17 protein-coding genes and 1 pseudogene are annotated in these 20,019 nt (G+C 42.9%); 15 read left to right on the forward strand and 3 right to left on the reverse strand.

All coding sequences use genetic code 11. From position 1 onward, the window contains the following. Positions 1–187 precede the first annotated feature (187 nt). Both EAE92_RS18520 and EAE92_RS18525 read left to right on the forward strand, forming a co-directional pair. Entirely contained in the window at positions 188–1,534 is a 1,347-nt protein-coding gene (locus EAE92_RS18520; RefSeq protein ID WP_214069168.1) for an NCS2 family permease, read from the forward strand. A 273-nt stretch (positions 1,535–1,807) separates the two neighbouring features. Next, complete coding sequence (locus EAE92_RS18525) at positions 1,808–3,457, forward strand: Na+/H+ antiporter (RefSeq protein WP_214069150.1); 1,650 nt, start codon at positions 1,808–1,810, stop codon at positions 3,455–3,457. Between the two features lie 201 nt (positions 3,458–3,658). Here EAE92_RS18525 and metR read toward each other — a convergent pair whose 3' ends face one another. Further along, entirely contained in the window at positions 3,659–4,615 is a 957-nt protein-coding gene (gene metR / locus EAE92_RS18530; RefSeq protein ID WP_214069151.1) for an HTH-type transcriptional regulator MetR, read from the reverse strand. 108 nt (positions 4,616–4,723) lie between these two features. On the opposite strand from metR, the gene metE reads away from it, so the two are divergent. Beyond that, positions 4,724–7,000 carry a 5-methyltetrahydropteroyltriglutamate--homocysteine S-methyltransferase gene (gene metE, locus EAE92_RS18535; RefSeq protein ID WP_214069152.1) on the forward strand — a complete coding sequence of 759 codons (2,277 nt, stop codon included), beginning with the start codon at positions 4,724–4,726 and terminating at the stop codon, positions 6,998–7,000. A 243-nt stretch (positions 7,001–7,243) separates the two neighbouring features. Then, the gene (locus tag EAE92_RS18540) at positions 7,244–8,077 is read left to right on the forward strand and encodes an intradiol ring-cleavage dioxygenase (RefSeq protein WP_036810289.1); all 834 of its coding nucleotides are present in this window, start codon (positions 7,244–7,246) and stop codon (positions 8,075–8,077) included. Between the two features lie 243 nt (positions 8,078–8,320). Here the strand turns inward: EAE92_RS18540 and pcp are convergent, their stop codons facing one another. Continuing rightward, a complete protein-coding gene (gene pcp / locus EAE92_RS18545) occupies positions 8,321–8,977 on the reverse strand; it encodes a pyroglutamyl-peptidase I (protein ID WP_214069153.1) in 657 nt (218 codons plus the stop codon). 707 nt (positions 8,978–9,684) lie between these two features. On the opposite strand from pcp, the gene udp reads away from it, so the two are divergent. The 11 genes and pseudogenes from udp to hemB all read left to right on the forward strand — a co-directional run bounded on the left by udp (position 9,685) and on the right by hemB (position 19,354). After that, positions 9,685–10,440, forward strand: a complete 756-nt coding sequence (udp, locus tag EAE92_RS18550; protein ID WP_036810294.1) for a uridine phosphorylase — start codon at positions 9,685–9,687, stop codon at positions 10,438–10,440. 94 nt (positions 10,441–10,534) lie between these two features. Continuing rightward, positions 10,535–11,317: a tyrosine-protein phosphatase gene (locus EAE92_RS18555; protein ID WP_214069154.1), complete on the forward strand. Its 783-nt coding sequence runs from the start codon at positions 10,535–10,537 to the stop codon at positions 11,315–11,317. A gap of 194 nt (positions 11,318–11,511) precedes the next feature. Continuing rightward, the gene (locus EAE92_RS18560) at positions 11,512–12,048 is read left to right on the forward strand and encodes a DedA family protein (RefSeq protein ID WP_377312254.1); all 537 of its coding nucleotides are present in this window, start codon (positions 11,512–11,514) and stop codon (positions 12,046–12,048) included. A 165-nt stretch (positions 12,049–12,213) separates the two neighbouring features. Then, positions 12,214–13,482 (forward strand): annotated as a pseudogene (gene rmuC / locus EAE92_RS18565) (DNA recombination protein RmuC); the annotation flags it as partial. 99 nt (positions 13,483–13,581) lie between these two features. Next, entirely contained in the window at positions 13,582–14,337 is a 756-nt protein-coding gene (gene ubiE, locus EAE92_RS18570) for a bifunctional demethylmenaquinone methyltransferase/2-methoxy-6-polyprenyl-1,4-benzoquinol methylase UbiE (RefSeq protein WP_065392249.1), read from the forward strand. Between the two features lies 1 nt (position 14,338). Beyond that, positions 14,339–14,989: a ubiquinone biosynthesis protein UbiJ gene (ubiJ, locus tag EAE92_RS18575; RefSeq protein WP_214069156.1), complete on the forward strand. Its 651-nt coding sequence runs from the start codon at positions 14,339–14,341 to the stop codon at positions 14,987–14,989. Further along, the gene (ubiB, locus tag EAE92_RS18580; RefSeq protein ID WP_214069157.1) at positions 14,976–16,616 is read left to right on the forward strand and encodes a ubiquinone biosynthesis regulatory protein kinase UbiB; all 1,641 of its coding nucleotides are present in this window, start codon (positions 14,976–14,978) and stop codon (positions 16,614–16,616) included. The genes ubiJ and ubiB overlap by 14 nt, the downstream gene beginning before the upstream one ends. 103 nt (positions 16,617–16,719) lie before the next feature. Beyond that, entirely contained in the window at positions 16,720–16,980 is a 261-nt protein-coding gene (gene tatA / locus EAE92_RS18585; RefSeq protein ID WP_214069158.1) for a Sec-independent protein translocase subunit TatA, read from the forward strand. A gap of 3 nt (positions 16,981–16,983) precedes the next feature. Further along, the gene (gene tatB / locus EAE92_RS18590) at positions 16,984–17,427 is read left to right on the forward strand and encodes a Sec-independent protein translocase protein TatB (protein ID WP_214069159.1); all 444 of its coding nucleotides are present in this window, start codon (positions 16,984–16,986) and stop codon (positions 17,425–17,427) included. A 21-nt stretch (positions 17,428–17,448) separates the two neighbouring features. After that, the gene (tatC, locus tag EAE92_RS18595; RefSeq protein ID WP_214069160.1) at positions 17,449–18,231 is read left to right on the forward strand and encodes a Sec-independent protein translocase subunit TatC; all 783 of its coding nucleotides are present in this window, start codon (positions 17,449–17,451) and stop codon (positions 18,229–18,231) included. Between the two features lie 109 nt (positions 18,232–18,340). Further along, positions 18,341–19,354 (forward strand): porphobilinogen synthase, encoded by a 1,014-nt coding sequence (gene hemB / locus EAE92_RS18600; protein WP_214069161.1) that lies wholly within the window; start codon positions 18,341–18,343, stop codon positions 19,352–19,354. 49 nt (positions 19,355–19,403) lie between these two features. Here the strand turns inward: hemB and rfaH are convergent, their stop codons facing one another. Next, complete coding sequence (gene rfaH, locus EAE92_RS18605) at positions 19,404–19,892, reverse strand: transcription/translation regulatory transformer protein RfaH (RefSeq protein WP_040153298.1); 489 nt, start codon at positions 19,890–19,892, stop codon at positions 19,404–19,406. Positions 19,893–20,019: the final 127 nt, after the last annotated feature.

Genomic DNA, 20,019 nt, shown 5'->3' on the forward strand with positions numbered 1-20,019 from the left:
TCACTGGATAATCTTTCGCCTTAAATTCTCTCTCTGTTTTCTATTCTGAAAGCCAAACGATTGCTTTTATGTTTTGTTGAACCGATTGGTGCAATATTCATTAAGTGTTGCGTTATTAAGCAAGGTAATCGTTTTCGTTTGATTAGAAAGTGGAAGAAATACCATGAACATAATGCAGGGGAATGACATGTCTGGCACTCAGGCACCAGTTAAATGCAAACTGGATAAGTATTTTAAATTGACTGAACGTGGCACAACAGTACGCCGTGAAATTCTGGCAGGACTCACAACTTTCTTGGCGATGGTTTATTCAGTCATCGTTGTACCGGGGATGTTAGGGCAAGCTGGGTTTCCCCATACTGCTGTCTTTATTGCCACTTGTTTGGTTGCCGGTTTTGGTTCTTTGTTAATGGGGTTGTGGGTTAATTTGCCAATGGCAATTGGTTGTGCAATTTCGTTGACTGCATTTACTGCCTTTAGCTTGGTTTTAGGGCAGCAAATCACTATCCCGGTTGCGCTCGGTGCGGTATTTCTGATGGGGTGCTTGTTTACGGTGATTTCTGTGACCGGTGTTCGTTCCTGGATTTTACGCAATATACCAATGGGTATTGCGCATGGCGCAGGGATTGGTATTGGGCTGTTTTTGTTACTGATTGCGTCAAATGGTGTTGGTTTGGTCATTAAGAACCCATTGGCAGGTCTGCCTGTTGCTCTGGGGGCGTTCACCTCTTTTCCGGTTGTGATGACTCTGCTTGGGCTGGCTGTTATTTTTGGCCTGGAAAAATTGAAAGTTCCCGGTGGTGTGTTGTTAGTGATCGTGGTGATTTCTGTTATTGGACTGATTTTTGATCCGTCAGTGAAATATCAAGGGTTTTTTAAGGTGCCGAGTCTGGGAGATGATGGTCTGTCCTTAATTTTTAGTATGGATATTATCGGGGCTTTGCAGCCAATTGTGTTACCTAGTGTGTTGGCGCTGGTAATGACCGCGGTGTTTGATGCGACCGGTACCATCCGCGCGGTAGCAGGGCAAGGGAATCTGCTGGATAAAGGTGGACAGATTATTAATGGCGGTAAGGCGCTGACTGCCGATTCTGTCAGTAGTATTTTTGCCGGTGCCATCGGCGCTTCTCCGGCTGCGGTATATATTGAATCAGCCGCGGGTACCGCAGCCGGCGGTAAAACAGGTTTAACCGCAACAGTTGTCGGTATCCTGTTCCTGTTAATTTTGTTCTTTTCTCCACTTTCCTATCTTGTACCAGCGTATGCCACGGCGCCGGCGTTGATGTATGTTGGTTTGCTGATGCTGAGTAATGTCAGAAAGCTGGATTTCGATGATTTTGTTGGGGCAATGTCCGGTATGCTTTGTGCGGTCTTTATTGTCCTGACCTGCAATATTGTAACCGGTATTATGTTGGGTTTCAGTTCGCTGGTTGTGGGTCGTATCTGTTCCGGTGAATGGCGCAAATTGAATATCGGTACAGTGGTAATTACGATCGCTTTAGTAGCATTTTATGCTAGTGATTGGGCTATTTGATTGATTAAAAAGTGCGTAAGCGGTGTTCACCCCTGCGCACTTTGCCATTTCTTGCGATTACTTTTAAATTCTCAATTATTTCCCCCGCTATTTATCTGATTAGTTTACAATATTCCTGCAATTCTTTCGGATACGGCTCCGTGTGTATCTACCTTTTTCGATTGATTCAGTTATTTTAGTCTTAAGATTTATTCTCACTGTTTTTGTGTTAACGGGAAGAAAGAGAGTTTCAATCTGTATACCAACGGTTCTTAGGTAAATTGTAAGGGCAACATGGAAATATTCTTTACTATTCTGATCTTGATTTTGGTGGTTTCAGTTTCTGGCGTTCTGACTAAAGTGATTCCGTTCCGCATACCTCTGCCGTTAATGCAGATTGCAATGGGAGCATTGCTGGCTTGGCCACACTTTGGCTTACATGTTACTTTTAATCCTGAGCTATTCCTCGTTCTGCTAATTCCTCCTTTGTTATTCGTTGATGGCTGGAAAATGCCAACCAGAGAGTTTTTCCAGTACGGACGGGAAATTTTTATACTGATGCTGGTATTAGTGCTGGTTACTGTTGTCGGTATTGGTTATCTGATTTATTGGCTGATGCCAGGCATTCCGTTAATTGCTGCTTTTGCTCTTGCTGCTGTGCTATCGCCAACGGATGCGGTGGCTTTATCATCCATTGTCGGAAAAAGGCGCATGCCTAAGCGCATGATGAATGTGATGGAAGGGGAAGCGTTAATGAACGATGCTTCCGGCCTGGTAGCTTTAAAGTTCGCTGTAGCGATAGCAATGGGAACGATGGCGTTTTCTGTTACTGACATGACCATTGAATTCTTCAAGGTTGCTATTGGCGGTTTGTTATCCGGTATTGCAGTAACTTGGTTGTACAGTAAATCCCTGCGTTTAATGAACCGTTGGAGCGGTGGCGATCCAGCAACCCAAATTGTTTTCATGTTGCTGTTGCCGTTTGCTTCTTATTTGATTGCGGAACATATTGGCGTTTCCGGTATCTTGGCTGCGGTTGCCGCAGGTATGACTATCAGTAAATCTGGGGTTATCCGTAATGCGCCATTAGCGATGCGTTTACGTGCTGATAGCGTCTGGTCAATGTTGGCGTTCGTGTTTAACGGCCTGGTGTTTATCATGTTGGGCCTGCAATTGCCGGGGATCTGGCAAACTTCCGTTGTACAGGCAGAACTTGATCCGACCGTTGAAACCTGGATGCTGTTCGCCGCGGTCGCAGTGATTTATGGCGCCCTTCTACTGCTGCGTTTCTGTTGGTTATGGCTGATGAAGAATATCAGCAAAGTTTTTATGAAAAAAAATCCACTGAATTTTGCGACTTATACCACTCGTGAATTATGGCTGGCATCTTTTGCCGGAGTTCGTGGAGCAATCACGCTTGCCGGCGCACTGTCTGTACCTCTGTTTCTGGCGGATGGTACGCCGTTCCCGGCCCGTTATCAGCTTATCTTTATTGCCGCGGGAGTCATTCTGTTCTCGTTGTTAATCGGCGTTCTCTCTTTGCCATTCCTGCTACGGGGCATTCAAGCTTCTGATAAAGAGGCAGATGTCAGCGAGGTACGAATGGCGCGGGCAGCGATGGCGGAAGTGGCGATTGTTAGTATGAATAAGATGGAAGAGCGTCTTTCTGCTAATCCCGAAGAACAACTGGATGCTGAGGTTATTACTGAAGTTGCTTCTAGGGTAATTGGCTATTTGCGTCGCCGTACTGTGGGGCAGGATGAGATAGAACATAATCTGCTAGTGGAAGATTTGGAACGTCGTTTTCGTTTGACTGCATTAAGGGCAGAGCGCGGTGAGTTGTATCATCTGCGTGCAACCAGAAAAATCAGTAATGAGACACTGCAAACTTTACTGCATGATTTGGATTTATTGGAAGCTCTACTGGTACAGAAAGAGCACTGATATCTTGTAGTTTGTTGGTTGTCACGGCAATCCTGCGAGTCACTTTATTCAGCCTGATCGGTGAGTATCTCGCCTGTCAGGTTGATAGTTGATTTGTGGTGTTTACTCGTAGCTGGTGGTATGAGTTTTTCCGCAATAGATACCGGAACCCCTTGGCAATGATGAATAATACGTTGGTTCCGGTGGAGTGGCTGATAAAATTTACCATTGAAAGGGGGGAGATTGCTGCGTTGTTCTGGGGTCATCAACGTTTAGTTTTGCAATTCCTTTTACGAATGGCAGATTATCCATCGCGTGCTGGCGTGCGGAATGGATAAATGCGTCAGTTTCAGGCTGATACTGCTCGCCTTCACGGACGGCAGCGTACAGCCTGCTCCATAAACCGTCTCCCAGTGTCTTAGTGACCACTAACCCCTGTCTTTCAAATGTCTCAACAACCCAATGTGGCAGGGCTGCAATCCCCATGCGGGCAGCGACCATTTGGATCAGTAACAGCGTGTTATCCACATTTTTCAACGTAGGGGCAATCCCCGCAGGTTGCAAGAAACGCCGCCAGATGTCGAATCGCTGACGCTGAACGGGGTAGATCATCAATGTTTCATCAATTAAATCTTTTGGCTGGATGTGCAATTTATTTGCCAAAGGATGATCCGGGGCGACAACCAGTTTGACCTCATAATCAAATAGCGGTGTGTAGTGCAAATGACTCTCCGGGAGAATATCTGATGTTAAAACGACATCCAATTCCCGTTGCAGTAATGCTGGCTGTGGATCAAAAGTGACGCCGGATTTGAAATCCACATTGACTTGGGGCCAGGTTTCTCGGAAATGCTTGAGTGCCGGTGTCAGCCATTGAATACAACTATGGCATTCAATCGCGATACGTAGATTTGTTTGGCCCGGCTCTTTACATTCGCGGAGCGCATTTTGAACCAGAGGAAGCACTTGTTCTGCTAGTCGTAATAAAATTTCACCCTGTGGCGTGAAGCGAAGCGGTTGACTTTTACGGATGAACAACCGGAAGCCAAGGCGATGTTCAAGATCGCTGAACTGATGAGACAAAGCGGATTGTGTTTGATGCAGATGATTGGCTGCCGCCGCTAATGAACCGCAATGACTCAATGATTGTAGTGTTTTTAGATGTTTTATTTCGATCATGAGAAACCTTCAGGATGATAATGAATAAATTGCGCTTGTGGTTTATACCTTACCTGTTGATTATGGATGTGTAAACATCTAGACGGCTAAAAATGACGGGATAATGAAATGACGATTATTAATCACACACTTGGCTTTCCACGTATCGGTTTGAAAAGAGAACTCAAAAAGGCTCAGGAGAACTATTGGGCAGGGAAAATTTCTCAGCAAGAATTATTGGAAACTGGCCGTGAGTTACGTGCCCGTCACTGGGAACAACAAAAGCAGGCTGGTGTTGATTTAGTGCCGGTTGGTGATTTCGCTTGGTATGATCATGTTCTAACCACTAGTTTACTGCTCGGTAATGTGCCGCCGCGTCACCAGAATCCAGATGGCACGATTGATCTAGATACACTGTTCCGTATTGCTCGCGGTCGTGCGCCGACGGGTGAACCTGCCGCCGCCGCGGAAATGACTAAATGGTTTAATACTAACTACCACTATATCGTGCCGGAATTTCAGCAAGGGCAGGAATTTAAACTGAGTTGGACTCAGTTATTAGAAGAAGTAGATGAAGCGTTGGCTCTGGGTCATCAAGTGAAACCAGTTTTACTGGGGCCGGTAACTTACCTGTGGCTGGGTAAAGTGAAAGGTCAGGTATTTGATCGTCTCTCTTTATTGAAAGATATTCTTCCTGTTTATCAGCAAGTATTAGCTGAGTTAGCTAGACGTGGTATCGAATGGGTTCAGATTGATGAACCTGCGTTGGTACTGGAACTGCCGGCAGAGTGGTTAGCCGCTTATCCGGTTGCTTATCAGGCGCTTCAAGGACAGGTTAAATTATTGCTGACTACCTATTTCGATAGCGTTGGTCACAATCTAGAAACGATCAAATCCTTGCCGGTACAAGGGCTACATGTGGATCTGGTTGCTGGTCAAGATGATATCGCGCAACTGAATGAGTCATTGCCAAAAGAGTGGGTGCTTTCCCTTGGTGTGATTAATGGTCGTAATGTATGGCGTGCTGATTTAACCGCTAAACATCAGTTGATTAAGCCACTAGTAGATAGCCGTACATTGTGGATCGGTTCTTCCTGTTCTCTTCTGCACAGTCCTATTGATCTGAATGATGAGACTGCGCTTGATGCCGAGGTGAAAAGCTGGTTTGCGTTCGCATTGCAGAAATGTGAAGAGTTAGCCTTGCTGGCTGCGGCATTGAATCAGCCAGAAGGCGGTAAACAAGCGGAATTGGATGCTTACAGTGCGCCAATCCGCGCCCGTCGTGAATCTAAACGGGTAAATAATCAGGCTGTTACTGAACGCCTTGCGGCAATTAATCCACAGGACAGCGAGCGTAATCAGCCATATCCACAGCGTGCGGAAATACAGCGTCAGCGCTATAACTTGCCATTGTGGCCGACAACAACCATTGGATCATTCCCGCAAACGACGGAAATCCGCGGCTTGCGTTTGGATTTCAAAAAAGGCCGGGTAGATGGCGCCAGCTATCGCACCAATATCTGTGAACATATTAAGCAGGCAATTAACGAACAGGAACGTCTAGGATTAGATGTATTGGTTCATGGCGAAGCTGAGCGCAACGACATGGTGGAATACTTCGGTGAACACCTCGACGGTTTTGTCTTTACGCAAAATGGTTGGGTTCAGAGCTATGGTTCCCGTTGTGTTAAGCCACCGGTGATTATTGGCGACGTCAGCCGTCCTGAAGCTATCACGGTAGAGTGGGCTAAATATGCTCAATCACTAACGGAGAAACCTGTCAAAGGGATGTTAACCGGTCCGGTGACAATTCTCTGTTGGTCATTCCCAAGGGAGGATGTCAGCCGTGAGACGATTGCTAAGCAGATTGCATTGGCGCTGCGTGATGAAGTGAACGATTTGCAAGAAGCGGGTATTGGTATCATCCAGATTGATGAGCCAGCATTGCGGGAAGGTTTACCACTGCGCCGGGAAGAGTGGCAGGCTTATCTTGATTGGGCAGTAGAGGCATTTAAATTGAATGCTGCAATTGCTAAAGATGGTACACAGATTCACACTCATATGTGTTATTGCGAGTTCAATGACATCATGCCTTCCATCGCAGCATTAGATGCGGACGTGATTACCATTGAAACTTCCCGTTCAGATATGGAGTTGTTGGATTCATTCGAAAACTTCTCTTATCCGAATGAGATCGGGCCGGGTGTTTATGACATTCATTCACCTAACGTACCTAGTGTTGAATGGATTGAAGCACTGCTACGTAAAGCGGCTGATCGTATTCCGGTCGAACGCTTGTGGGTTAACCCGGATTGTGGTTTGAAAACCCGAGGTTGGACTGAAACTCGCCAGTCACTGGCAAACATGGTACAAGCGGCGAAACGTCTTCGTGAATCAGTGAAATAACTCATCCAACAATTTGCCTGTCACCTTTAATTGGTGACAGGCATTTTTCATAAAATAATCTTTCTTTTTGCAGTAGTGCATAGTGATGCGAGCTTAGCCGGGATCTTTTCTATTACCAAACTTTTAGTAACTTATATATGCCATATTGGTATTTGTAAAAGTACATTTTATTAACAAAATAACTCGGGTATTAACAAGATGGAAGCATTGTAATAGAAACTTAATAATTAAAGAGAGGATTATATGGATGTTAATAAGTTGCAAGGTAAGAAAAGTAGCTCTCGAAGAAATTTTTTGAAAAGTAGCGCTGCTATTACGGCGACTGCTGCGCTTGCTCCGATGAGTTTAGCTCGTGCGGAAGCAAAATTATCATCACAACATGGAATAGGCATATGTACGCTTGCGCCAGAGCAGATATCAGGGCCGTATTTCCGAAATGACAAAATTGTAAGAAGGGATATTACTGATTCAGAATTAGGAATACCTTTTTTATTGAAGATTACTGTCATGGATGAAAAAACATGTAAACCCGTTGATAATTTATTTGTTGATATCTGGCATTGTAATAGTCGGGGGAAATATTCCGGTTGGACTTATATCAGTCCCGATGTAGTACCTAACGTTGAGGGAATAGCTTCTTCCAATAGAACTGATGATAAAAGTTTTCTAAGAGGAGCTCAACCATCGGATAAAAATGGGGTAGTTAATTTTACGACTATTTATCCCGGCTTTTATGCTGGTAGAGCGACTCATATTCATATTGCAATCAGAAAATTGAGCACAAATATAACTGACAAAGAGCATTTTGCTTTCGTGGGGCAAATGTATTTTCCAGAAGAGATCAATTCAGAGGTTTATAAATATGAACTGTATTCAAGACGGAGGGTAATCAGAACTAAAAATAATGAGGATACATATTTTAAAAATATGAATGGTCATCTCTCAGAAATAAAAGTAACAAAAATAGACGAATCTGATATTAACCGTGGGATACTAGGTGAAATAATTCTATCAATAGACTTGGATAATGTATCTAATTTTATAACTAAAGATGATTTATATTCCCATACCGTATGATCAGTTTTTTGAATAAACTAAATTTCAATGTAATAACAGCCGAAATTATAAAGTAACCTATGTAAATGGTGTTCTGATTAATAATTTAATAAAATATCAGGTACTTGATATTTACATATGGATATTGTGCAGGCACAGAGAGGATTATCTTTACTGTTTGATTGATATTATCAGTAGAGCATACTGTCTGTGCCTGTCATTTTCTGGAAGGGAAACTTTCAGTCCCGCAAGCAAAATGTCAAATTAATGAGTTGCGCCTCCATTAACAGTGATATCTTCACGGTTTTTTAATGCTTCATCGATAGCAATTTCCAGTGCGGTTATAACTGTTTCTAGGGACATACTCGGAGTTCCTGAATATCGAACTGCTTGCTCAGGCAAATAAGGAATATGGATAAATCCACCGCGTATTTCAGGATTAGAGTACGCTAAATGATGCAATAAGCCATACATGACGTGGTTACAGACAAAAGTGCCTGCGGTTTGTGAAATAGAGGCAGGGATTCCTGCTTCACGCAAGCCCTTGACTATTGCATTGATCGGTAACGTGGCGAAGTAGGCGGCAGGGCCTGTTGTGACTATGGGGGTATTGATAGGTTGATTGCCTTGATTATCAGGAATGCTAGCGTCATTGATATTAATTGCCACGCGTTCCACGGTAATATTTGGTCTACCGCCTGCCTGTCCTACGGCAATGACCAGATCAGGTTGTACATCATCAATAGCAGCATACAGACAAGCTAGGGAGACGTCGAACACACATGGAAGCTGACGCGCTTCAACGCGGGTCCCACATAATTCTCGTCCCTGTAATTGCTTAACTGCTTCCCAGGATGGATTAATTTTTTCTTTGTCGAAAGGTTCGAAACCTGTAATTAAAACTGTTTTTTGTGTTGTCATAGATAGCGCCCTTATATGATAGAAAGAGTCTAAGATATCTCAACAATATGCATTCTATAAAAAGGTAACTGTGATATTTATATTTGGTAATTGTTTTATTTTTGTTGAAAATATAATTGTAATATGTTGGTAAATAAGTAAGAAAATTGTTTATTAGTCATGGAAGTAAGATGCAATTAATTTTTTAATATGCTCATCATAAGAAAAAGTTATTTTTAAAATGATCCAGATTATTGCGTTGTTGATTTATAAATGTTAGGAGAATATTTTAATAACGACAGTGACTTATATTTGGTTAAGTTGATAGTTTATCGGAAATGTTTTGTTTTATGACCGGATTGTGAAACGATGATTTTTTCTTTTTGAGGGGGAGGGATATTAGCCTCTGTTAACTCTCAGGGAGAAAATATTTCGATGAGATAATCCAAGATATATTTTTCCCAGTATGTTTGAAATATAAATATAACTAAACAATGGATTGCTTTTTACATAATACAACCTTAATTCCAGTTAGTTTGTGGACGGAAGAAAACACCCTGTTTTTTACCCATTCTATGCCAATTTTGTGATTTATATCTCAAAATAATGTATGTTTTTCTTTTTTATATTACTTTGAAGTGACATTTATCACTAAAAGATGTCTAAATGCTCAATACAGTAGATCTCAACTAATTTCATTATAAATTCTTCTTGCTGAGGAGTCTGATATGTCTGATGTATTTCACTTAGGTCTGACCAAAAACGACCTACAAGGCGCAACTTTAGCTATTGTTCCGGGCGATCCGAAACGTGTGGAAAAAATCGCAAGATTGATGGATAACCCAGTTCATCTTGCTTCTTTACGTGAATTTACGTCATGGCGGGCAGAAATTGATGGCAAAGCTGTCATTGTGTGCTCTACGGGTATCGGTGGCCCATCAACTTCTATCGCTGTTGAAGAATTAGCGCAATTGGGGGTGCGTACTTTTTTGCGTATCGGCACAACAGGCGCAATTCAGGAAAATATCAATGTTGGTGATGTGTTGGTGACTACCGCGGCTGTTCGTTTGGATGGCGCTAGTCTGCATTTTGCTCCGATGGAATTCCCGGCGGTTGCCGATTTTGAATGTACGACTGCTTTGTACGAAGCAGCAAAAGATTTAGGTGCAACGGTACATGTGGGGGTAACGGCCTCTTCCGATACTTTTTATCCTGGTCAGGAACGTTACGATACCTATTCTGGCCGTGTTGTGAGCCGTTTCAAAGGTTCAATGGCTGAATGGCAGGCGATGGGGGTCATGAATTATGAAATGGAATCGGCAACTTTATTAACCATGTGTGCAAGCCAAGGACTGCGTGCGGGGATGGTCGCTGGTGTTATTGTTAACCGTACTCAGCAGGAGATTCCTAATGTTGAATTACTTGAGAAAACAGAAAGTAACGCATTAGGGATTGTAGTAGAAGCTGCTCGCCGTTTGTTGTAAATCATACTTTTTGGGCCGGAGTATTCCGGCTCACTCTTATTTTAAAGAGAAATCTGTTAATGTCTTAACACCTAACAATTAATTAAGAGTCATCATGATCACAACATCTTTATTGCATCCATCAGTGCTTCCACTCAATGGAGGGATTAATTTTCGTGATTTAGGCGGTAAAAAAGTCGCGAATGGTGGAAAAATCAAATCAGGTTTACTTTTCCGTTCTGGTTCTTTGGATCGCTTAACAGAAAAAGACCAATCTTTTCTGGCAAATAAAAATCTCTTTCAAATCATAGATTATCGTGATATCAGTGAAGTAGAGGATAAGCCTGATTTGATATGGAATGGCGCTAATTATTATCACGCCCCGGCCAACCCCTTATCTGATGAAGTGAATGCGAATTTGGAAAAATTAGCGTCCGAGATGTTGGAACAATTTAATCCTCAGGCATTTATGTTCCGTCTTTATGAATTATTGCCTCTAAAAAACTCAGCCTATAAGACATTGGTTAAGTTACTGCAACAACCGGAAAAGGGGGGGATAGTCCAGCATTGTGCGGTAGGCAAAGATAGAACCGGTGTAGGCTCTGCTCTGGTATTATTTGCATTGGGGGCTGATTTGGATACGGTAATGGAAGATTATTTAGTGACTCGCTCTACTTTGGCTCCTTACCGTGAATATTTGTTAAATGAGCATGCGAAAACCATGAGTGATGATCTGGTGGATAAATTCGCTTATGTTTATTCCGTGAGAGAAGAGTTTTTAATGACGGCATTAAACAGTATTAATCAGCATTATGGCAGTGTAGATATATGGCTGGAGAAAGATCTTGGCCTTGATTTTGCTGCTCGTAAGAAATTACAAGGTTATTTCCTTGAATAAAAAGTTGGTTTAATTCTGGTTAATGCAGCGGTGGTTAAATTGAATGTGGTATTACCCGTTATCTTTCAAGTTGCCTCTTTGTTGGCTGCGCTCGCTTACCCCAGTCACATAGTTCGCCATGCTCCCGGGGATTCACTCCCTTGCCGTCGCGATGCATCTTGAAATCCATAGGGTATATTAATCAATATAGGAATATGAATTTGAGTCTTCATGAAATAGTTGATCTGGTGATCGCTTTTGTTAAAGCCCATGATACCTGGATCATGCCGATTGTTTTCTTGCTCGCTTTTGGTGAATCTCTGGCTTTTTTCTCCTTGTTATTGCCTGCAACAATCATATTGCTTGGGTTGGGTGCATTAATAGGTGAAAGTGGCCTTAATTTCTGGCCAATTTGGTTGGCAGCCGCAGCAGGGGCTTTTTTGGGCGATTGGGTATCTTATATTGTAGGCGCCCATTTTAAAGGTGATGTTGGTAAAATTTGGCCGATTTCCCGTAAACCACAATTACTGACACGAGTACACCATTTCTTTGAACGTTGGGGTATCTGGAGCATTTTCTTTGGTCGATTCTTTGGGCCATTCCGGGCGATTGTGCCATTAGTCGCGGGTATTTGCGCCATGCCATTGCGTTATTTCCAGATAGCGAATATCTGTTCCGCGCTTATCTGGTCTTTTGGCGTATTAGCGCCAGGCGCGTTTGGTTTGCAATGGTTAGTGAAATGGGTGAGTTAATTGGGAGCGGCTTCGCAGACTGAACTATCTGTATAAATCATTCTGGACATCTATACAGTGGCAATTTAGTTTATCTGGTCTAAGCATGAGATAGAGGAAGTACCGGTGGGTATCCAGTTGTTATATACGTTGATAGGTACACTTGGCGGCCTGTTGGGCGGTGGTATTCTCGTTTGGTTCTCCGTTCATCAACGTATTCAACAGCAAGAGCTGGAGTTACGGAAATTGGATAGCCAGCTTGCCGTTGCCAATGAGAAACTTGAACAATCCGCTTATTGGCGGGTTGAATGTGAACAATTGAACCAGGAATTGCGGACTCAGAGAGAAGTCAATAGCGTGCAAGAATCTGAACTGCGGGAAGTGACGATACGCTTGGAAGAGAGTCGCCTTGCGGCTGAAGAGAAACAGCGGTTGCTGATCAACAGTGAACTACGTTTGAATACGCAATTTGAAAATTTGGCTAATCGTATTTTTGAACAAACGGGTCGCCGTACTGATGAACAAAATCGGCAGAGTCTCAATACGCTTTTAGCGCCATTTCGCGAACAGCTTGATGGCCTTCATCGGCAGGTACAGGAGAGTTTTGGTCAGGAAGCCCGTGAACGCCATACTCTTGCACATGAAATTCGTAATTTACAGCAACTGAATGTCCAGATGGCGCAGGAAGCTATCAATCTGACGAATGCCCTTAAAGGTAATAATAAGATTCAGGGAGATTGGGGCGAAGTTGTGTTATCCCGTATTCTGGAAGCCTCTGGTTTACGAGAAGGGCATGAGTTTTGTACTCAGGTAAGTATCAAGGTAGAGGGTAACCGTCGTTTCCAACCCGATGTTATTGTTCATTTGCCACAAGGGAAAGATGTGGTCATTGATGCCAAGATGTCGCTGGTCGCTTATGAACGTTATTTCAACAGTGGCGATCGGCATCAGCAGGAGTCAGCCCTTCAAGAACATATCGACTCAATTAAAGGCCATATTCGTGGTTTGAGCCGCAAAGATTACCAACAGTTGCCCGGGCTGAAATCGTTGGACTATGTATTGATGTTTATTCCGGTTGAACCCGCTTATCTGGTTGCGCTAAACAAGGCGCCTGAGCTGCTTGATGAAGCGCTTAAACACAATATTATGCTAGTTAGCCCATCAACATTGTTGGTTGCTGTACGTACTATTAATAACTTGTGGCGCTATGAGTATCAAAGCCAAAATGCGCGTTTAATCGCCGATAAGGCTGCCCGTATGTACGATAAAATGCGTTTGTTTGTCGATGACATGCAAGGTTTGGGGCAAAGTTTGGATAAGGCTCAACTTAATTACCGACTGGCAATGAAAAAGCTGACTGAGGGACGTGGCAACCTGATAAGTCAGGCGGAGAGTTTTCGTAATTTAGGTGTTGAGGTGAAACGGCCGATTGATCCAGAACTGGTTGATAAGGCCAGCCAACCATTCTGTGCTAATGATTAATACCAGGATAGGGTTTTACCTGAAAGGCTGATACACTTTTATAACGCTTTGAATAAAAAATGGGCAAATAACATGGTAGACCACACGAAACAAACCACACATTTTGGTTTCCGTACTGTTGCAAAGGATGAAAAAGCAGGCATGGTGGCTGATGTGTTTCATTCTGTTGCGACAAAATACGATTTAATGAATGATTTAATGTCGTTTGGCATCCATCGTATCTGGAAGCGTGTGGCTATTGATGCCAGTGGTGTGCGCCGAGGTCAGAGGATACTTGACTTAGCTGGCGGTACCGGAGATTTGACAGCCAAATTTTCTCGTATAGTTGGTGAAAAAGGCGAAGTTGTTCTTGCTGATATCAATGAATCTATGCTGAAGGTTGGGCGTGAAAAATTACGTGATGCTGGTGTTGTAGGCAATGTCAGCTATGTGCAGGCCAATGCGGAAGCGTTGCCTTTCCCTGATAACTATTTTAATTGCATCACTATCTCTTTTGGGTTGCGCAATGTTACCGAAAAAGAAAAAGCCCTGCGTTCTATGTTTCGGGTGTTAAAGCCGGGTGGACGTTTATTGGTACTTGAATTTTCTAAACCTTTACTCGCACCGTTAAGCAAAGCGTATGATGCTTATTCTTTCCATGTGCTGCCAAAAATTGGTCAGGTTTTTGTGCGGGATGCTGACAGTTATCGTTATCTGGCGGAATCCATCCGTATGCATCCTGATCAGGAAACGCTTAAAACGATGATGGAAGAGGCTGGTTTTGAACAGGTGACTTATACCAATATGACCGGCGGCATTGTTGCACTACACAGAGGTTTTAAATTCTGAGATGGAAAGACCATCACTGAGTACAGCCATTAATTCCACACTTACGCCGGTTTTAACCGCAGTGATGGAAACATCGTTGAATTACCTGTTGTACCGTGAACCGGTATTAAGACCAGCTCGTATGCGGTTGGTAGACAAAGTTTTGTCAATCGAATTAAAAGAGATGAACACACCACTCACATTGGTGTTTAGTGAGAAACAGGTGGATGTATTAAGCCAATGGGCCGAATCTGCCGATTGCACGGTTAAAACTCACTTTGCTGCTTTGCTTAAACTACGGGATCGCCAACAAATTTCCAAATTGCTCAATAGCGGTGAAATGGTTATTGAAGGGGATATGCAGGTTGTTCAGCAATGGTCTGCTTTGTTGGATATGGTTGAATGGGATTTGGCCCATTATCTTTCCCCTTATTTCGGGGATATCGCTAGCGAAAGTATTAGTCAAGTCCTTAAAAAGGGATTTCAGTTTGTTTCCGGTTCAATGGAATGCCAGAAAAATTATCTGGCGGAAGCGTTAACAGAAGAATGGAAACTGGCCCCAAATCAGCTTGAAGTGGCTTATTTCAGTGAAGAAGTTAGCATGTTGGCCAAAGATATCGGGCAAATAGAACAACGATTGGCAGTATTAGAGGGAAAATATGACTCCAGGTGAATTAAGGCGCCTTTATTTGATCATACGGGTTTTTCTTTCTTATGGATTGGATGAGCTCATTCCTCGGATTCGCTTAACCTGGCCTCTTCGTTTTGGTCGTTATTTATTGTTCTGGGTCCCGAATAGACATAAAGATAAATCACTTGGAGAGAGACTGCGACTCGCCTTACAGGAATTAGGGCCTGTTTGGATTAAATTTGGACAGATGCTTTCAACGCGGCGTGATCTGTTTCCTCCCGCGATAGCGGATCAACTGGCATTGTTGCAAGACCGAGTCGCCTCTTTTGATGGCGCTCTGGCGCGTCAATATATTGAAACTGCTTTAGGCGGACCACTGGAAACTTGGTTTGATGATTTTGAACCTACTGCTTTGGCCTCTGCTTCAATTGCTCAAGTCCATACTGCTCGGCTAAAAGAGAATGGACAGGAAATTGTTATCAAAGTCATTCGTCCTGATATTCTGCCGATTATCAAAGCGGATATCCGGTTAATGTACCGTCTGGCTAATTGGGTACCAATGTTATTACCCGATGGACGCCGTTTACGTCCTCGTGAAGTTGTGCGGGAATACGAGAAGACGTTAATTGATGAACTGAATTTGCTGCGTGAAGCGGCGAATGCAATTCAACTCCGCCGTAATTTCGAAAATAGTTCAACGCTTTATGTACCGGAAATTTATTCTGATTATTGCCGTGAAAATGTTCTGGTGATGGAGCGGGTTTATGGTATCCCTGTTTCTGATATTGAAGCATTAGAGGCGCAGAATACCAATATGAAATTGTTGGCTGAACGGGGAGTACAGGTCTTTTTTACGCAGGTCTTTCGCGATAGTTTCTTCCATGCGGATATGCATCCGGGAAATATTTTTGTCAGCTATGAACGTCCTGAAGATCCGTTTTATATTGGTATTGATTACGGTATTGTTGGTTCTCTTAATAAAGATGATAAACGTTATCTGGCTGAGAATTTTATTGCTTTCTTTAATCGTGATTACCGGAAAGTTGCTGAACTTCATGTGGATTCAGGCTGGGTTCCTAGTGATACCAATGTTGAAGATTTTGAATTTGCAATCCGTACAGTTTGTGAGCCGATATTTGAGAAGCCACTGGCTGAAATTTCATTTGGTCATGTACTTCTAAATCTATTTAATACTGCCCGTCGTTTTAATATGGCGGTGCAGCCTCAGTTAGTTCTGCTACAAAAGACGCTTTTGTATGTAGAAGGTTTAGGACGACAGCTTTATCCACAGCTTGATTTGTGGAAAACAGCAAAACCGTTTCTGGAGGAGTGGTTGCATAGCCAGGTTGGATTACCGGCTGTGATCCGGGCGTTGAAAGAAAAAGCGCCTTATTGGGCAGAAAAGTTGCCAGAACTACCTGAATTAGTGTATGACAGTCTTCAGCAACATAAACATTTGCAAGTGAGCATTGAGAAGTTGTCAGGCCATTTGAAAGGGCAACAGATAAAACAGCGACAGTCTCAGTATTTGCTTGGTGTTGGTGCTACATTGTTTCTCTGTGGCAGCTTATTTTTGTTGTCTGGCTTGGCAAATATTCCTTGGTTGTTTATAGGCGCGGGTACCGTTTCATGGTTGTTTGGCTGGTGTCGTCTGAGTAAAGTCGAGTAAAATTTGTCTTATGGCAGATTTTTTTTGAAGGTCGGTTATAGTTCGTGGTATGTATAATGAGCTATTAAAATAATCCCTATTAATTAAATAGAGGTAAGTCAGCATGGGCGGTATAAGTATTTGGCAATTACTCATTATTGCGGTCATTGTGGTGCTGTTGTTTGGTACGAATAAACTCCGTACTTTGGGTTCTGATCTTGGGGCATCTATTAAAGGTTTTAAAAAGGCGATAGGGGATGATAATCAGTCTCAGCAGGCCCCAAAAACCGGTAGTGATGCCGATTTTGAGACGAAAAACATTACTGAAAAACAATCTGTAGCTCAATCTGAAACATCTGAGAGCAAAAACAAAGAGCAGGTATAAACCGTGTTTGACATTGGTTTTAGCGAGCTGCTGCTGGTTATGGTCATTGGCTTAGTAGTTTTGGGGCCAGAACGGCTACCGGTGGCGGTAAAAACGGTTGCTGGTTGGATCAGAGCATTGCGCTCTTTAGCGGCTAACGTCCAGAATGAGCTGGCCCAAGAGCTGAAATTGCAGGAGCTCCAGGAGAGCCTGAAAAAAGTTCAAGAAGAGGCGGGGTTGCAGAATTTATCCCCGGAACTAAAAGCTTCGATGGATGAGCTAAAAGAAGCTGCTGAGTCTTTGAAAAAAGCATACCAAAATGAACCTGATGCAGAGAGTATGAAAGCATCAGGAATAAATGAGGCGGCACAAAAGCCGGCAGCATCTCAGGTTGTGGCTTCATCTAAGCCTTTAGCTCCAGTTGATGATCAAACGGCTTCTGCAACGAAGAAAAAAACTTCTGATTAAGTTAATGGTGAACACTAAAACATGGCTGTTGATGATACCCAACCACTTATCAGTCACCTTATTGAGCTGCGTAAGCGAATTCTGAACAGTTTATTGACTGTATTAGTGGTTTTTTTAGCATTGGTTTATTTTTCTAACGACATCTATCAAATGATTTCTGCGCCTTTGATTAAGCAATTGCCTCAAGGCGCCAGTATGATAGCGACAGATGTCGCTTCTCCCTTTTTTACGCCAATAAAACTGACCATTATGGTATCGATATTCGTATCTGCGCCTATGGTTCTCTATCAAGTATGGGCATTTATTGCTCCTGCGTTATATAAACATGAACGCCGCTTGATGATACCTCTGCTTGTTTCCAGTAGCCTGTTGTTTTATTTGGGGATGGCATTTGCTTATTTTGTGGTATTTCCGATTGCTTTTGGATTCTTTGCTAAAACGGCGCCAGAAGGAGTGCTGATTGCAACGGATATCAGCAACTACTTAAGCTTTGTTATGGCGCTGTTTATGGCCTTTGGCGTCTCTTTTGAAGTACCCGTTGCCATTATTTTATTGTGTTGGAGTGGGGTAGTTACTCCTGAGTCCTTGAAGAAAAAGCGTCCGTATATTTTGGTCGGTGCTTTTGTTGTTGGCATGTTGTTAACGCCGCCGGATGTTTTCTCGCAAACCTTGTTGGCTATTCCTATGTATCTGCTGTTTGAACTGGGGATTTTGCTCTCCCGTTTTTATACCAGACAGCGGAAATTGGGAGATCGTTCAGAGGAAGATGAACAGGAAACGCCAGAAGTGAATACGGAAAAGTGATAATAGTAATCTTAACATGTTGTTCTGTAGTGCTAAGATAATTAACACGAAGCGATAGCATATTAATTAACCCAGCGCGAGTGCGCTGGGTTTGAGTTAGGAGAGCTATATGAGCTATGCATTTCCAGGAACTTTCCCTGGTCGACGTATGCGCCGGTTGCGCTGTCATGATTTTTCCCGCCGTCTGGTTGCTGAAAACCAATTAACTGTTAATGATTTAATCTATCCTGTATTTGTGATGGAAGGTACCAATCGTCATCAAGAAGTGTCCTCTATGCCAGGGGTGTATCGTCTGACGATGGATCTTTTGCTGAAAGAAGCTGAAGAGATTGCCCGGCTGGGGATTCCTGTATTGTCTCTGTTCCCCGTTATAGAAGCAGATAAAAAATCTCTGGGTGCGGAAGAAGCTTATAACCCTGATGGGCTGATTCAGCGTACGGTTCGTGCGTTGAAAGATGTTGTTCCTGAATTAGGATTGCTAACTGATGTGGCATTAGACCCATTCACTACACATGGTCAGGATGGGATCATCGACCAGGATGGCTATGTAATGAATGATGTCACCAAAGAGATCTTGGTCAAACAGGCATTGTCACATGCAGAAGCTGGTGCTGAGATTGTTGCGCCGAGCGACATGATGGATGGGCGTATTGGCGCAATCCGTGAATTGTTTGAAGTGGAAGGACATGTAAATACTCAAATTATGGCTTACTCCGCTAAGTATGCTTCTGGTTATTACGGTCCATTCCGTGATGCAATTGGTTCAAATCGTAATCTGAAAGGGGGTAATAAAAAAACCTATCAGATGGACCCTGCGAATAGTGATGAAGCATTGCAGGAGATTGCACAGGATTTGCAGGAAGGCGCTGACACTGTAATGGTAAAACCAGGTATGCCTTATCTGGATGTTATCCGCAGGGTAAAAGACACATTCGGTGTACCAACCTTTGCTTATCAAGTATCTGGCGAATATGCCATGCACATGGCTGCTATTCAGAATGGTTGGTTACAGGAACAGGTAATTGTGGAGTCTCTGTTATGCTTCAAGCGTGCAGGAGCAGATGGTGTACTGACCTATTTTGCGAAACAGGTTGCTCAGCAGTTATATGAACAGAAGCGTTAATATTTGATAAAAAACGGGCGAATGTAAATTCTGCCCGTTTTTTGTTTGGTTAAATTTTTACAAACTGCTTATTATCAAGTGCCTTAGGTAATTGTTTATTCAGAATATTAAGTAACAGAATAGAACGGGTTTCTCCATCTGGCTCATTGTAAATGGCTTGCAATCCTTCAAAAATTCCTTCGGTGATTAATACGGTGTCGCCCGCCACAGGTGTATCTGGTGATACATATTCTTGTTCAGTTGCTGATACGATCTCTTTAATCAACGTTTCCGGTACGATAGCAGGGTGCACGCCAAAACGGACAAAATGGCTAACACCGCGTGTTGAATTGATAGTTGTAGTATGAATAACTTCAGGGTCAAACTGAACGAACAGATAATTAGGAAAAAGTGGTTCTATATTCACAGTACGTTTACCACGGGTTATTTTTTCAATTCTCGCGGTAGGAGTCAGGCAAGCAACATCCTGTCGTTCCAGATTTTCTATTGCTCGTGAAATTTGCCCACGCTTACAGTAAATGAGGTACCAGTTTTCCATCTTTATTTAACCTTGATCCAATGACTATTAAGCATAGCAAAATAGAAAAGGGCGTTACAGGCATTATCTTAGTGATAATTGTTTAATGATGCATATTTATTGTTATGAGTAGATCTTATGTTTTTCA

The organism is Photorhabdus hainanensis, assembly GCF_018448965.1.
Classification (GTDB): domain Bacteria; phylum Pseudomonadota; class Gammaproteobacteria; order Enterobacterales; family Enterobacteriaceae; genus Photorhabdus; species Photorhabdus akhurstii.

Bases quoted from the DNA above. Each gene is read 5' to 3' on its own strand.
- tatC (WP_214069160.1), top strand. From the start codon at position 17,449: ATGGCTGTTGATGATACCCAACCACTTATCAGTCACCTTATTGAGCTG.
- EAE92_RS18520 (WP_214069168.1), top strand. From the start codon at position 188: ATGTCTGGCACTCAGGCACCAGTTAAATGCAAACTGGATAAGTATTTT.
- EAE92_RS18525 (WP_214069150.1), top strand. From the start codon at position 1,808: ATGGAAATATTCTTTACTATTCTGATCTTGATTTTGGTGGTTTCAGTT.
- udp (WP_036810294.1), top strand. From the start codon at position 9,685: ATGTCTGATGTATTTCACTTAGGTCTGACCAAAAACGACCTACAAGGC.
- ubiJ (WP_214069156.1), top strand. From the start codon at position 14,339: ATGGAAAGACCATCACTGAGTACAGCCATTAATTCCACACTTACGCCG.
- pcp (WP_214069153.1), bottom strand. From the start codon at position 8,977: ATGACAACACAAAAAACAGTTTTAATTACAGGTTTCGAACCTTTCGAC.
- ubiB (WP_214069157.1), top strand. From the start codon at position 14,976: ATGACTCCAGGTGAATTAAGGCGCCTTTATTTGATCATACGGGTTTTT.
- metR (WP_214069151.1), bottom strand. From the start codon at position 4,615: ATGATCGAAATAAAACATCTAAAAACACTACAATCATTGAGTCATTGC.
- rfaH (WP_040153298.1), bottom strand. From the start codon at position 19,892: ATGGAAAACTGGTACCTCATTTACTGTAAGCGTGGGCAAATTTCACGA.
- tatA (WP_214069158.1), top strand. From the start codon at position 16,720: ATGGGCGGTATAAGTATTTGGCAATTACTCATTATTGCGGTCATTGTG.
- metE (WP_214069152.1), top strand. From the start codon at position 4,724: ATGACGATTATTAATCACACACTTGGCTTTCCACGTATCGGTTTGAAA.
- EAE92_RS18555 (WP_214069154.1), top strand. From the start codon at position 10,535: ATGATCACAACATCTTTATTGCATCCATCAGTGCTTCCACTCAATGGA.
- EAE92_RS18560 (WP_377312254.1), top strand. From the start codon at position 11,512: ATGAATTTGAGTCTTCATGAAATAGTTGATCTGGTGATCGCTTTTGTT.
- ubiE (WP_065392249.1), top strand. From the start codon at position 13,582: ATGGTAGACCACACGAAACAAACCACACATTTTGGTTTCCGTACTGTT.
- EAE92_RS18540 (WP_036810289.1), top strand. From the start codon at position 7,244: ATGGATGTTAATAAGTTGCAAGGTAAGAAAAGTAGCTCTCGAAGAAAT.
- hemB (WP_214069161.1), top strand. From the start codon at position 18,341: ATGAGCTATGCATTTCCAGGAACTTTCCCTGGTCGACGTATGCGCCGG.